This is a genomic window from Ekhidna sp., from assembly GCF_965212185.1.
GTDB lineage: Bacteria > Bacteroidota > Bacteroidia > Cytophagales > Cyclobacteriaceae > Ekhidna.
The window spans coordinates 2,899,353-2,913,641 of record NZ_OZ243102.1; the positions used below are offsets into that span (position 1 = coordinate 2,899,353).

Here is a 14,289-nt window from a genome sequence, read left to right on the forward strand (position 1 = left end):
TCTATCTTTGCGCGCTTATTTGAAATTTGGTATGCAGAGATTATTCCGAAACTTCACTTTTAATCCTAAGAATGACATCCTATCTGGACTTACTGTTGCATTGGCATTGGTACCGGAGGCTGTTGCTTTTGCATTTGTCGCTGGTATTGATCCCATGGTCGGGCTCTATGGAGCCTTCATGATGGGGATCGTTACGTCAATGTTTGGTGGTAGACCGGGTATGATCTCTGGTGCTACCGGCGCAATGGCTGTTGTCATGGTGCACATGATCCAAAAAGGAAATGAAGTCGGGATGTCGCTATCAAATCCTGTTGAAAACTTAGGACTACAATGGCTTTTTATCACGCTTCTCTTAGTTGGTGGCATCCAGATTCTGGCAGGGATTTTTAGATTAGGAAAATTTGTGCGGCTGATTCCTCATTCCGTTATGATGGGATTCGTGAATGGTTTGGCAATCGTCATATTTCTCTCTCAGCTAGGGCTCTTTAAAGAAAAAGTGAATGATACGTATCAATGGAAAGAGGGGTCGGATTTATTCATAATGCTAGGGTTGGTGGGGTTGACTATGGCCATCATGTATTTTCTTCCTAAGCTCACTAAAAAAATTCCATCTGCTCTCGTTGGCATTCTGGTAGTAGCCTGTATTACAATATTTGGTGGGCTTGATGTAAGCACCGTCGGTTCATTTATTAGAGAAGGAGGCGGTAACGGATTAGAAGGAAGTCTTCCTTCATTCCAAATTCAGATTTTCAGTCTTATAGATACTCTTAATGGTAACTGGGGCCTTATCATTTCTACCGCTGTTCTACTTGCTGCTGTTGGTTTAATAGAATCGCTGATGACCTTGAATCTAATTGATGACATGACCGAGACTCGCGGAAGTGGTAACAGAGAGTGCGTTGCTCAGGGAGGTGCCAACATTCTAAATGGCCTATTTGGTGGAATGGGGGGATGTGCCATGATAGGTCAATCCATCATCAATGTAAGCTCAGGAGGAAGAGGGAGACTGTCAGGCATCACTGCAGCTATTGCATTATTATGCTTCATTTTATTCGCTGCACCCCTTATTGAGCAAATTCCCATTGCTGCTTTGGTGGGTGTAATGTTTATGGTAGTAATTGGAACATTCGCATGGAGTAGTTTTCGCATTATTAACAAGATTCCATTGGCAGATGCTATTGTACTCATTACGGTATCAGCGATCACCGTTTGGCAGGATTTAGCAATTGCCGTGATTGTTGGAGTGATTATGTCAGCTCTGGTTTTTGCATGGGAAAATGCGACTCGAATTAGAGCCAGAAAATTCATCAAAGAAGATGGCACAAAAGTTTATGAGATTTGGGGTCCGCTATTTTTTGGTTCAGTCCAGGCATTCAACAATAAATTTGATGCGGCTAATGATCCTAAACAAATAGAATTGGACTTCATGGAATCCAGAGTGAGCGATCACTCAGGTATTGAAGCCATTTATGCCTTAGAGCAGAAATATAAGGAGTATGGCAAGCAAGTTAAGCTCGTTCACCTAAGCCCGGAGTGTAAAACGTTGCTTCACAAAGCCAGTCCTGAGTTTGAACACATGATTGTCTCCTCTATCGATGATCCTCGCTATCATGTGGTGACAGATTTAATGGATAAAGAGGTATAAATAGTGTAACTATATAGTCGTTTGTGTCGTCCTACTGAGGTCATCTAACTACTATTTTATTGAAAGCAATCGTTTGTAATTCTTACGGCCCAACTTCTCAACTGCAGATAAAAGAGGTAGAAATGCCTAGCCCAAAACCGAATGAAGTTTTAATCAAGGTGCACTTCAGTGCTATCAATGATTACGACTGGAGTATGGTAACGGGAATTCCTGGTCTCTATCGTCTTCTTTTTGGTTTATTTAAACCAAAGCGACCAATTCCAGGAATGGAACTATCAGGAGTGGTTACATCTTGTGGTGAAGCAGTGACATTACTGAAAGCCGGAGATGAAGTTTACGGAGATATTTCTTATTACGGATTTGGGACCTTTGCAGAATACATCGCAATTAACGAAAAAGCAGTTGTGAAAAAGCCTGAATTTCTTTCTTTTGAAGATGCCGCTGCACTTTCTCATGCAGGAAACCTGGCCTGGCAAGGACTGGTAGATCTTGGCAAGATTGAAAATAACATGGATGTCTTGATCAATGGTGCCGGAGGTGGAGTTGGTTCAATCGGACTTCAAATCGCAAAAACCTATAACTGCCATGTAACCGGTGTAGATACCGGTGAAAAGTTAAAAAACATGCTGGAAATGGGGTTTGATCATATCATTGACTACAAAAAGGAGGACTTTACTAAAAGCAATAAAACATATGATTTAATCCTGGATGCCAAGACCACACGGGCTCCAAAGGCTTACATAAAAGTCCTAAATCCCAAAGGAAGATATGTGACTGTTGGTGGAAATATAGGCAGACTTATTCAAATTCTTCCCGCACGGAAACTCTTTAAAAAGCCCGTTTTCATGGTTGGTCTTGATGCTAATAAAGACCTGGAAAAGATCCACGATTTATATAAATCTGGCAAAATTAAACCTGTGGTTGATGGTCCCTATCCTCTTGAAAAAACGCCGTGGGCCATTCAGCATTTTGGAGAAGGTAAGCACACTGGTAAGATTGTTATCTCAATTTAATCCTTTAAAGACCTTCGTATACTTTACTTACAAGTTCTCCAATTTTTGAAGGCTCCAGCCATCTGGTCACAATCACCAAATCTTTTTCTTGATCTATTACGATAAAGTTGCCACCAAATCCTGCTGCATAAAATAAATGATCGGGTAATTCATCCCAGGATCGAGGGCCTTTATTCAGCCACCACATATAGCCATAGCTTTCATAAGCAGAGGCAGGTGTTTGAATCATATCGGTCCACTTTTCTGAGATCAATTGCCTCTCATTCCATTTCCCTTTCCTGGAAAAGAGAAGCCCAAAACGTGCATGATCTTCTGTGCTGATGAATACGCCTCCTCCATGGTGTCCTCCTCCACTTACAACCTGCATCTTTTGTCCGTCTATGTTCATCCATGTGTCTTCATAACCGTACCACCTCCATGTTGTGCTCGCTCCAATTGGATCCATAATACGTTCTTTTAAAACTTGCGGAAGAGGTCTTCTCCATACATTCAAAAGTGAATACGAAAGCACATTCACCCTTACGTCATTGTATTTATAACTAGTGCCAGGCTCTTTAAGCTCTCTATACCTCCACTTATCAAAGTCTCCCTCTCGTGATGGTCTATCGGCCCAATCATACAATCCAAAGAGTGCGCCTGACCAATCTGAAGTTTGCTGAAGAAGATGCTCCCAGGTAATTTTTGAGTTATGATTCCCTTCGAACGTGCCATCCCACACATATTGATCCACCTTATCCTTCACAGAACCAATGAGTCCATCGTCTAGTGCAAGGCCCGCAGTAGTAGACAAATAGCTTTTTGTCACACTAAAAGTCATGTCTACACGCTTGATATCTCCCCACTCTGCGATTACATATCCATTCTTTAGAATCATTCCTGCTGGACCTCCTCTCTTCTTAGTGGGGCCTTGTAATTTGTGATAAGGCTCCCTGCTAAATCCTTCCAGAATTGCTAATCTGAGATCTTTGGGGCCTGAGTATTCATTATCTAGAGCAAACTGAATGGCATCATTAACAGCATCTTCTGATATGTTTAACTCTCCTGGAGCTTTTCGTTCCCAATCTGTTTTACTCGGATAATATTGAGCGCTGAGTAATATTGGAAAACTCAGCGCCAAAAGGAATGATATTTTTCTTGCCATATGGCAAGTTACAAAATGTACTTTTTTCTAGTCAAGCTTTATGGCAGTGCCACTGGCGCTTACCATCATCATGCCTGAATCTTTGCCCAAAGTCTCATAATCCAGATCGATTGCAATAATTGCATTAGCTCCAAGAGCATGGGCTGCTTCCATCATTTCCTGTACAGCAATGTTTTTAGCATCTTTTAAGGATTTTTCATAGGCACCCGATCTTCCTCCAACGATATCTGTAATAGATGCGAAAATATCTTTGAAAATATTGGCTCCAATAATGGCTTCTCCAGTTACTAATCCATAGTAAGTTGATATTGATTTTCCTTCAATATTATTTGTAGTAGTTAATAGCATTTTATCTAATTATATCTGTTGAAAGTGCTTTTTTCTTATAACGTTTGTTCAATAACGGATAGAGTAACACCGAGGTTAATATTAGGAGTGTTCCCAAGTAAAATCCCGGACTCATTTCTTCGCTATCCCCGAAAATAATTAATGCAAGAATAATTCCGTAGACTGGCTCGAGATTAACTACCAAATTGATAGAGAAGGCAGAAAGTCGCTTCATCAGTTCCACTGAAACTGAGTATGCATACACGGTACAAAATATCGCCAATGACCCAAGATAAAACCAATCTAATGATGATGGGCTAAGCGAAAGCTCGTCAACAAAAAAGCCCACGTATATTGGAAAAAAGAGAGCAGTAGCAACACATGCTCCCATCATTTCATAAAAAGTTATTACGTAAGGATCATAGGTTTTCGTCAACCTTCCATTGATCACAGTAAAAACGGAAGCAATAAAGGCAGAGAGAACGGCAGTCAGCAATCCGGACAAGTAATCAAATTCCACATTGAAGATGATACCTATTCCAATAAATGCGATAATACTTAGTAGCACCTCAAAACCCTTTATCCTTCTTCCTTGAGAAATTGGCTCAATCAAACTGGTCCAAAGTGAACATGTAGCCATACCGGCAAGACATACCGAAGCATTTGAAATTCGAGCCGATAAAAAAAACAAAATCCAATGAGCAGCAATTAAAACGCCAGTTCCAAGAATGATCAATAATTGCTTTTGAGAATTGATTCTTAATGACCTTTTCCAGAATTTCAATAAAATGAACAATCCAATAGAGGAAATCAGAGTTCTAAAGAAAACCACCTCAACAGATGGAATTTCAATTAGCAGACCTAAAATGGCTGTAAATCCCCATATCAGCACGATGAAATGGAGCGTTAAAAAGTCTTTTCTTTCCTGGATCATCTTGGAACTGTTCGGTAGAGCAATGCTGCTACACCACCGAATATAATATTAGGTATCCAGATAGCCAGTACTTCATTCATACTTCCTGCCTCAGCAATTGCTCTTGCCAAAATAAATGTGATGATAAATGCAAAGGAAATTACAAAACCTAGTGCAATCTGAAACCCCGTTCCCTGACGAGATTTCCGAGCTGCCACAATCACACCAATGGCCATTAGAATGATCACAGTGAATGGTGACATGTACCTTATGTATTCCTCAATCTGGAAAATATGGACATCATCTGCGCCTCTGGATCGCTGTAATCTAATGTAATTATTAAGCTCTGTCATGGTCATGGTCTCCCACATACGCTCCTTATTGCCAAAATCTTCAGGAGATAAATTCAGCAGCGTATCCAAAGAAGCTCCTTCAGTTATTACTTCACCTTGTTCCTGGATTTCACGTTTTTGCCAGCGCTTCAAAGACCAATTCTTCGCATCTTCATTCCACTCTATCTGTCTCGCGGTGATTTTTGCTATTAGTTCTGTGCCTTTGATCTTCTCAAGTGTTACTGATTGACCTACATCCCTTCTCACATCATATCTGTACATGTAGATATAATCCTCAAGACTATCCTTCTCTGCAATTTTTAAATGAATGTGCTTATCCGTATTGTAAAATGGATCTTTTAGGTATTGCAATTCAAATTCCAGCCTGAATTTATTGGCATCAGGAATTACATAGCTGTTCAGGTAAAAACTGGCAACCCCTATCATTACAGCCGCCATCAGGTATGGATACATCATCCTTCTAAAACTAACACCACTTGCTAAAATCGCTACGATTTCGGTTTTTGCTGCCATATTAGCTGTCACAAATACCGTTGCAATAAATACAGTAATTGGTGTGAGTAGACCGGCAATAAACGGAATAAAAGTGATATAATACTGCCATATCATATCCCATCCCAGTTCATTCTTGATGAAGTCATCGTTCTTATCTGCATAATCTAACACGCAAATAATCACTTCAAACATGCCCACTACAAACACGAATGTGACTAAGATCTTCTTTAGTATGTACCAATCGAGCTTTTTCATGTATTAAAGACGCTGGCTTACTTTTTTAACCATTGTATCCTTCCAACTTGCAAAGTTGTCATTTAAGATTTGCTTACGTGCTTCTCCTACTAGCCACAAGTAAAATGTCAGGTTCTGGATGCTTGCAATTTGTGCGCCAAGAATTTCACTGCTTGTGATTAAATGCCTCAAATATCCCTTTGTATAAAAAGTGCTTGCATATCCACCTAACTCAGGATCTATTGCGCTAAAATCATCCTTCCACTTTTCATTCCTAATGTTAATGATCCCCTGCGTTGTGAAAAGCATCCCATTACGGGCATTTCTAGTGGGCATTACACAATCAAACATATCAACACCTAAAGCGATGCACTCCAAAATATTGGCAGGTGTACCCACCCCCATTAGGTATCGAGGTTTATCAGATGGAAGAATTCCACAAACATGATCAGTCATGGCATACATATCTTCTGCCGGCTCACCAACAGATAATCCACCGATTGCATTTCCTTCTCGCTCTTTGCTGGCGATATACTCTGCAGATTGTGTTCTGAGGTCTTTATAAACGCTCCCTTGTACTATAGGAAATAGTGTTTGGCTATATCCAAATTTTCCGTCAGTTTCATCAAAACGATTAACACATCGATCCAACCATCGATGGGTCATTTGCATCGATTTCTCAGCATAATCATATTCACATGGATAAGGCGTACATTCATCAAAAGCCATGATTATATCAGCACCAATCGTTCGCTGAATATCCATAATGGATTCAGGAGTGAAGAAGTGCCTGCTGCCATCCTTATGAGATTGAAAATGAACGCCCTCTTCTACGATTTTTCTATTGTCCGCTAAAGAATACACCTGGTAACCGCCACTATCTGTAAGAATAGGTTTATCCCATCCATTAAATTTATGGAGACCACCGGCCTGCTCAATAATATCTAAACCAGGCCTCATGTAAAGGTGGTAGGTATTTCCCAAGATAATTTGAGCTTTAATGTCCTCAGTCAATTCCCTTTGGTGAACAGCCTTTACTGTGCCAGCAGTGCCAACGGGCATGAATATAGGTGTCTCAATTTGACCATGATCGGTGGTTATCTTACCTGCTCGTGCTCGTGATTTGGAATCTGTATGATGTAACTCAAATTTCATCGGTCGCAAAAATACGTTGAAATAATGGCGCAAGACCTTATTTCAAATTCCGATTCATTTCTATTCAGGATTTAGTTTATTTCACGTATGGTTTTTATCCTTACCTGTGCTGTAGGACTCATTCATTTAGCCCTCACTGTAAACGCAGCAATTGCTTTTTTTCGAAAGCCACCATTAGCCACTTCTAAAACCACAGACAAACTTTCAATTGTAATAGCAGCACACGATGAAGAACAAAATTTACGTAAACTACTGCCCTTATTACTGAAACAATCGTATGATGATTTTGAAATCATTGTTGCACTGGATAGATGTCAAGATGCAAGTGAAACATATTTAAATTCACTTGACTCAGATAAATTAAGTTGGATTACAATCAAGGATGTCCCTGAAAACTGGAACCCAAAAAAGTATGCACTCAATGAAGCAATAAGCCATTCTTCTGGTGACTGGCTCATATTCATAGATGCAGATTGCATCCCGGTCTCAAAAAATTGGCTGAGTCTTATAAATGGTCAAATCATTGCTTCAACTGATATTATTATAGGGATTTCACCTTATCAAACAGGCCCTTCACTTTTGAGTAGATACATTCACTTCGAATCATTCATGACTGCTTATTGGTATATTTCTAAGGCGCTTAAAAATGATCCTTATATGGCTGTAGGGAGAAATATGGCAATTAGGAAGTCGTTTTTTATTTCAGAAGGTGGTTATAATGATTTTAAGTCAATACTAGGAGGTGACGATGACTTGTTCATTCAAAAAAATGCGATAACTCACAATACCAGCGTATTAATTGGAAAGGAAACTAATACAGAAACCTATCCAAAAGTTTCCTGGAAAGCCTATTTCAATCAAAAGATCAGACATGTATCCGTTGGGAATCACTACAAACCCAAGAACAAATCATATTTATTTATGATTCACACAACTCACATGCTATTCTGGATCTTATTATTATTTAATCCATTAATAAATTTAGTAGGACTTCTTCTTTTTTACCTATTTATTAAATTAGTGAGTTATAGATTTGCCGCGAGCAAAATGGGATTCAATATCAACTATATGTTGCTCCCACTCGTTGACATCCTATATGCGGTGCTTACTCCGGTAATTGCATTGTGGTCAAAACTCGAAAAGGACATTAAATGGAAGAACTAAATCGTCAGTTTTCTGAAAAGGCACTGCGTGACTTTAAGTTGATAGATCTGGCTACTGAGGGCAAAGATCAAGCGGCTTATGCAGAACTCATGCAGCGATACAAAAAGCCCGTCTATCACATGATTTTGAAGATGGTCAGAAATGTAGATGATGCTGAGGATTTAACAATTGAGGCATTCGCAAAGGCATTCAAAAACCTGGGCCGCTTCAAAAAAGATTATACATTTAGTACCTGGCTCTTCCGAATCGCGACCAACAATGCAATTGACTTTATCAGAAAGAAGAAGCTCAATACATTTAGCTTAAATAGTACTTTCACTGATGATAGCGGTGAATCAGTAAATATTGATGTGCAGGACAAGAACCTGACCCCAGATGAAGAAACGATTAAGGATCAGAAAATTGAGCTAGTTAGAATGTTTGTTGATAAGCTTCCGGCTAAATACCAACGGCTGGTAAAACTCCGATACTTTGATGAACTTTCCTATGATGAAATTGCTAAGGAACTCGAGGCGCCTTTGGGAACCGTAAAAGCGCAGCTTCATAGGGCGAGGGAGCTCATGTATGAGTTGGTAAAGGATAAGAAAAAACATATTTGACATCTCAATCTCATCCCATCTTAGGGGGAAATAATATCTAATTTTGCTTTTGTGAGTATAGATAGCATAACCAAGTATTTTCCAGAGCTTTCAGACATCCAATTAGAGCAATTTGATCAGCTTCAATCCCTTTATGAAGAGTGGAATGCCAAGATTAATGTTATTAGCAGAAAGGATATCGAACAGCTTTATGAGCGACATGTGCTGCATAGTTTAGCAATAGCAAAATTTACTTCTTTCAATTCTGATTCACAGATTTTAGATGTTGGGACTGGAGGTGGCTTCCCTGGCATTCCATTAGCTATACTATTCCCTGATTGTCAATTTCATTTGGTTGACTCGATTGGCAAGAAAATCACCGTAGTGAATGAAGTTGCTTCTTCCATTGGCTTAGAAAATCTGACTGCTGAACATCAACGAATGGAAAAAGTGAAGGGTAAATATGACTTCATTGTTTCAAGAGCTGTTGCTCAAACCAGGCAACTCTTTATCTGGGCCCATCAAAAAATCTCGAATGAACAACGAAACGACCTGGATAATGGAATGATTTTATTGAAAGGCGGAGATTTGACCCAAGAGATGAAAGAGTTTGGTCGGAGATATATAGAAAAAAGCCTTACCGAATATTTCGATGAGGCTTTTTTTGAGACAAAGAAAATAATCTATGTGCCTGTTCATTAAAATAAAATCTCCTTTTTGAAGGAGATTTTCATTTTAGAAGTAAACACTAAATCCAACATTAAGACCAAACGTTTTGCTGTTGACAATATCATCACCAGAAGCTATTCCATAATTCAAGCTTGGTTCAATGGCTACATTATCAACGATCCAAATGGGACATCCAGCTTCAAACGCTAAGAATCCAAATTTTTTCGTTTCTCCAGCACTGGCAAAAATCTCTTCGCGACTTGCAGCAGCATAAGAAGTGCCTAAAAAGAAAACTCCTTTTACATAGTACCTTACAAAAGGTCCAAATAAAGAAGTTGTGTTTCCGTCAAAACCCTGCTTTGTTTTGTCATATCCAATATTTAATCCAGCAGCAAGATTCTCAATCAAGAAAAAACCAGCGCTAACTTCCAAGTTGAAATTAGAAGCATTTTCAATTTGAACAGCATCATAACTTGTTGATGAATACCCAAAGCTTGAAGAAGCTCCTAAAAGCCAGGATCCTCGATCGGTCTGTGCTTCTGCACATCCGATGATCGCTATTAGATTAGCGATTAATATTACTTTTTTCATTTGTCAATTGTGTTTCACAATAGACGAATTTACTCTTTCATAAGAGTATTTTTATAGCAGAACGCTCGAATTATTTACGCGTATTTAACACTCAAATTAAGCTTGATAATAAATCAGACAAGCATCTTTTCTTCAATAGAAATTGGCTGTTTATCAAGACCTGTTTTTAAGAGTAAATAATAGAAGAAAATAATAATCTAATCAGGTAGGATGTTTATTCTACTACTTCTATTATCAAGTTATGATTGGTATAGATACAGATGTCTGCTGCAATCGTAAGACCTTCTCTCACCATTTCTTCGGCAGAGAGATTTGATGCGTGTTTCTTTAAAGCAAGCGCTGCAGACCTGGCATACATGCTTCCAGATCCAATGGAGGCAATTTCTTCATCTGGTTCAATAACATCTCCTGTTCCAGAAACAATTAGAACCTCTCCTTTGTCTGCCACAATCATCATCGCTTCTAGCTTTCTGAGATATCTATCTGTTCTCCAATCCTTAGCTAACTCTACAGCCGCTCTTTTTAAATTTCCTGAATAATTGCTCAGTTTTTCATCAAACTTATCCAACAGTGTGAAAGCATCCGCAGTAGATCCGGCAAACCCTGTTACGATCTTGCCATCAGCCAACTTTCTGATTTTTTTCACATTGGATTTTGCCACCGTGTTTCCCAATGTTGCCTGACCGTCGGCACCTATCGCAACTTTTCCGTTGTGCTTAACCGCAAGGACGGTTGTTGATTTTATTTTTTCCATTGTAGATTTCTAAAGATAGTTCTTAGGCTGATATACTTCTCAGCACTTATCCGGTAAAACTAAAAGACCCTGAAACAAGTTCAGGGTAGCTTTAATGAGTTGATTAAATTAGAATCCTAACCGGATCTTCTAATAATTCTTTGAAGGTCTTGAGGAAAGCAGAGCCAACCGCACCATCAACTGCCCTGTGGTCACATGAAAGGGTAACTTTCATGACGTTCCCAGGCTTCATTTCTCCATTCTTTACTATCACGGTCTCTTTTATTCCTCCAACTGCCATTATACATGCATCTGGTGGATTAATAATTGCAGTAAACTCCTCAATACCAAACATTCCAAGGTTTGAAATGGTGAATGTGTTTCCTGAAAATTCTTCTGGTTGCAATTTCTTGTCTTTGGCTTTTTGAGCTAATTCTCGTACTTCAGCAGAAATATGTGAGAGAGACTTACTATCAGCAAATCGAACCACTGGTACAATTAAACCATCGGGTATTGCAACAGCCACACCCATATGGACATGTTGATGCTTCATCATATGATCTCCATGCCAGCTTACGTTTACATCAGGATGCTGACGAAGGGCTGCAGCTGCAGCTTTAATTACCATGTCATTGAAAGAAATTTTGACCGGTGCTATTTCATTCATGGATTTCCTTGCTTCAATCGATTTGTCCATGTTGATTTCCATGGTCAAATAAAAATGCGGAGCAGAAAACTTACTATCACTCAATCGCTTAGCAATCACCTTACGCATTTGTGAAAGCTCCACTTTCTCTGATCTCTCCTCTCCTACTACTTGAGGAATATTAATAGATGGCTGTTCTCCTTTTGATTTTTCTGAAGATTGTGATGGCGTGAAATTTTCAACATCAGCTTTTACTACCCTTCCATCAGGACCTGAACCATTAACCTGCGAAAGATCTATTCCTTTTTCTGAAGCAATTTTCTTAGCTAAAGGAGAAGCCTTGACTCTACCATTGCTGGATGTGGTGGCTTGTGAAGATTCTGCACTCGTCTGAGACGTTGAGGGACTATCAGTGCTTTGAGAAGGTTCTGATGAATGGCTTTCTTCTTTTTCTTCTACCTTCGCTGGTTCTTCAGCGGTCTGATTTTCTGCTTTTAGTAAGGTTTCGTAATCTGCACCTTCTTCTCCAATAATTGCAATAACACCATCTACAGCTACTCCACTTCCTGCTTCCACGGCAGTATAAAGTAAAGTTCCATCTTCATATGCCTCAAGTTCCATGGTAGCCTTATCGGTCTCCACTTCAGCCAAAATATCACCCGATTCAACCTTATCTCCCTTTTTCTTCAGCCAAGATGCTATCACCCCTTCCTCCATGGTATCACTCATCTTAGGCATTCTGATTATGGAAGCATTGATATCACTGGTATCTACCTTCTCAGAACTGGCTTCTTGCTTTTCTTCTGTCTTCTCTTCTGCAGCATCATTTTCAGGTTGACCATTTCCTGATTCCTCAAGCAGATGTTTATAATCCTCTCCTTTTTCCCCTATCACTGCCAAAATTCCGTCTACAGGAACAGACTCTTTTTCCTTTACACCTATATGCAGGAGCACACCATCCTGATAGGACTCAAGCTCCATCGTCGCTTTGTCTGTTTCTACTTCCGCCAATACATCTCCCGAGCTCACCTCATCACCCTCTTTTTTCAACCATGAAGCAATTACACCTTCTTCCATGGTATCACTCATTTTGGGCATTCTTATTACTTCAGCCATTTAGATAGATTTTTATTCTAAGTCAAAATTAACCCATACATGAAAATAAAAATTTGGATTCGGCACAAAATGATCATTGAGTTACAAATGTTCTCGTGTTAAATTGCCAAAAATGCTTGATCGATACACCATAACCTTAAAACCAGATGAGCTTGCGCTTGTTTTGGGAGCTGAAGTTCCGGACATCTATGAACCTCAATATAATGCTGCTCCAACTAAGGTTTTACCCGCCATTATAAGTTCTCTCCCTGATAAAATTTCATTCTTAAACTGGGGTTTAATGGCCATGTGGTCAAATAATCGTGCAATGAGTCCAAAATTTTTCAATCTTCCATTGGACTCTGTTATCAATAAGTCTAGTTATAGAAAGAAGCTAGCTACGCACAGATGCGTGATCCCGATGGATGGATTTTATCTCTGGAAACAAGTTGCAAAAAAACAGCAGGTCCCTCATTACTTTTTTTTTCCTGACAAGAAAGTATTTTCAGTAGCCGGTTTGTGGGAAGAGGGTGAAGATGGGACCGATTCATTTATCATGATAACCAGATCTTCCAATAAACAAATTGCTGATTTTCAAGATGATATGCCAGCCATCTTGGATGCTTCTGCTACCAGGCGATGGCTTGAATCTGACAGTGAGGCAGAACTTCAACAGTTATTGGATTTTGAAACCAAAGAGGAATTGATTTCTCATACAGTCAGCCCAAAAATCAAAGAAATAGATGGGAATGATAATTCCTTTATTAAACCAGCACCGGCATCAGATCAGCATGGCAACTATACCCTATTCACTTAGATTGCGTCAAGAAATGCGAAAACAACTGAACCACAAGTTTATGTGTCAAATTCACATGTTGTTTTCTAATTTCGCAACAGTAGCTAAGTAAGAATGAAATTTTAGTGATTTTATCCTATATCACATATCTAATCGCATGAGTTCAGAAAATGACCTTTTACTTTTCAATCAAGTGAAGAGTAATGACTTCTCAGCATATGAGGTCATTTTCAAGCGTTACTATAAGGAGCTTTACCGTTTTGCTTTTACCTATGTTCGTGATTCCACCATTGCCGAAGAAATGGCTCAGGAAGTTTTCCTGTATATATGGGAAAAACGAGGTAATATAGAAATACAAACTACCCTTAAGACTTATCTGTATTCCGCAGTAAAGAATAAGTGTCTCAATTACATCAAGTTAGAATTACCTAAACAACAGTCTATGGCTGATGTCAGCGAGGTTCTTTTGAGTGTAAGTATGCCCAATAAGGATGAAGGAGAAAATGAGCGGTTAAAACGGTATATACAGTCAGCAGTTGATTCTTTACCAAAAAAATGTCGAAAGATATTTATCCTCAGTAGGAATGCAGGAATGACTTATGAAGAAATAGCAGAAGAGCTGGAACTGTCAAAAAAAACAGTAGAAAATCAGATGGGAATCGCCCTGAAAAAATTGAGAGAATCCCTGGATCATGTGTACAAGCACTATAAGGAAAATATGGCATAAAAAAATGTAAAAAA

Annotated in this window: 15 protein-coding genes; 7 read left to right on the forward strand and 8 right to left on the reverse strand. The window is 39.2% G+C overall.

Annotated elements, in window-relative coordinates:
- The first annotated feature begins 31 nt into the window (after positions 1-31).
- Both ACOMC3_RS12400 and ACOMC3_RS12405 read left to right on the forward strand, forming a co-directional pair.
- Positions 32-1,645, forward strand: a complete 1,614-nt coding sequence (locus tag ACOMC3_RS12400; RefSeq protein WP_420316205.1) for a SulP family inorganic anion transporter — start codon at positions 32-34, stop codon at positions 1,643-1,645.
- 59 nt (positions 1,646-1,704) lie between these two features.
- Positions 1,705-2,658: an NAD(P)-dependent alcohol dehydrogenase gene (locus ACOMC3_RS12405; RefSeq protein WP_420316206.1), complete on the forward strand. Its 954-nt coding sequence runs from the start codon at positions 1,705-1,707 to the stop codon at positions 2,656-2,658.
- 4 nt (positions 2,659-2,662) lie between these two features.
- Here the strand turns inward: ACOMC3_RS12405 and ACOMC3_RS12410 are convergent, their stop codons facing one another.
- Genes ACOMC3_RS12410 through tgt form a run of 5 tightly spaced genes read right to left on the reverse strand, consistent with a single transcriptional unit; the run spans position 2,663 to position 7,276 of the window.
- Positions 2,663-3,799 (reverse strand): serine hydrolase domain-containing protein, encoded by a 1,137-nt coding sequence (locus ACOMC3_RS12410; protein WP_420316207.1) that lies wholly within the window; start codon positions 3,797-3,799, stop codon positions 2,663-2,665.
- A 27-nt stretch (positions 3,800-3,826) separates the two neighbouring features.
- Positions 3,827-4,147 (reverse strand): heavy metal-binding domain-containing protein, encoded by a 321-nt coding sequence (locus tag ACOMC3_RS12415; RefSeq protein ID WP_420316208.1) that lies wholly within the window; start codon positions 4,145-4,147, stop codon positions 3,827-3,829.
- A gap of 1 nt (position 4,148) precedes the next feature.
- Complete coding sequence (locus ACOMC3_RS12420; protein ID WP_420316209.1) at positions 4,149-5,060, reverse strand: DMT family transporter; 912 nt, start codon at positions 5,058-5,060, stop codon at positions 4,149-4,151.
- Positions 5,057-6,142 (reverse strand): LptF/LptG family permease, encoded by a 1,086-nt coding sequence (locus ACOMC3_RS12425; RefSeq protein ID WP_420316210.1) that lies wholly within the window; start codon positions 6,140-6,142, stop codon positions 5,057-5,059. The genes ACOMC3_RS12420 and ACOMC3_RS12425 overlap by 4 nt, the downstream gene beginning before the upstream one ends.
- Positions 6,143-6,145: 3 nt before the next feature.
- Positions 6,146-7,276 (reverse strand): tRNA guanosine(34) transglycosylase Tgt, encoded by a 1,131-nt coding sequence (tgt, locus tag ACOMC3_RS12430; RefSeq protein WP_420316211.1) that lies wholly within the window; start codon positions 7,274-7,276, stop codon positions 6,146-6,148.
- Positions 7,277-7,363: 87 nt separating this feature from the next.
- On the opposite strand from tgt, the gene ACOMC3_RS12435 reads away from it, so the two are divergent.
- From ACOMC3_RS12435 to rsmG, 3 genes are read left to right on the forward strand one after another with little or no spacing between them, the layout of a single operon-like run.
- Positions 7,364-8,440, forward strand: coding sequence for a glycosyltransferase (locus ACOMC3_RS12435; protein WP_420316212.1), 1,077 nt, complete (start codon positions 7,364-7,366; stop codon positions 8,438-8,440).
- Complete coding sequence (locus ACOMC3_RS12440; protein WP_420316213.1) at positions 8,428-9,039, forward strand: RNA polymerase sigma factor; 612 nt, start codon at positions 8,428-8,430, stop codon at positions 9,037-9,039. The genes ACOMC3_RS12435 and ACOMC3_RS12440 overlap by 13 nt, the downstream gene beginning before the upstream one ends.
- A gap of 57 nt (positions 9,040-9,096) precedes the next feature.
- Positions 9,097-9,720, forward strand: a complete 624-nt coding sequence (gene rsmG / locus ACOMC3_RS12445) for a 16S rRNA (guanine(527)-N(7))-methyltransferase RsmG (RefSeq protein ID WP_420319319.1) — start codon at positions 9,097-9,099, stop codon at positions 9,718-9,720.
- Positions 9,721-9,753: 33 nt separating this feature from the next.
- Here rsmG and ACOMC3_RS12450 read toward each other — a convergent pair whose 3' ends face one another.
- The 3 genes from ACOMC3_RS12450 to ACOMC3_RS12460 all read right to left on the reverse strand — a co-directional run bounded on the left by ACOMC3_RS12450 (position 9,754) and on the right by ACOMC3_RS12460 (position 12,773).
- The gene (locus ACOMC3_RS12450) at positions 9,754-10,278 is read right to left on the reverse strand and encodes a hypothetical protein (RefSeq protein ID WP_420316214.1); all 525 of its coding nucleotides are present in this window, start codon (positions 10,276-10,278) and stop codon (positions 9,754-9,756) included.
- A gap of 214 nt (positions 10,279-10,492) precedes the next feature.
- The gene (gene hslV, locus ACOMC3_RS12455) at positions 10,493-11,032 is read right to left on the reverse strand and encodes an ATP-dependent protease subunit HslV (RefSeq protein WP_420316215.1); all 540 of its coding nucleotides are present in this window, start codon (positions 11,030-11,032) and stop codon (positions 10,493-10,495) included.
- A 103-nt stretch (positions 11,033-11,135) separates the two neighbouring features.
- Entirely contained in the window at positions 11,136-12,773 is a 1,638-nt protein-coding gene (locus ACOMC3_RS12460; protein ID WP_420316216.1) for a pyruvate dehydrogenase complex dihydrolipoamide acetyltransferase, read from the reverse strand.
- A 112-nt stretch (positions 12,774-12,885) separates the two neighbouring features.
- Between ACOMC3_RS12460 and ACOMC3_RS12465 the strand changes: the two genes are divergently transcribed.
- Both ACOMC3_RS12465 and ACOMC3_RS12470 read left to right on the forward strand, forming a co-directional pair.
- Positions 12,886-13,569, forward strand: a complete 684-nt coding sequence (locus tag ACOMC3_RS12465; RefSeq protein ID WP_420316217.1) for an SOS response-associated peptidase — start codon at positions 12,886-12,888, stop codon at positions 13,567-13,569.
- 136 nt (positions 13,570-13,705) lie between these two features.
- Positions 13,706-14,275, forward strand: a complete 570-nt coding sequence (locus ACOMC3_RS12470; protein ID WP_420316218.1) for an RNA polymerase sigma-70 factor — start codon at positions 13,706-13,708, stop codon at positions 14,273-14,275.
- Positions 14,276-14,289: the final 14 nt, after the last annotated feature.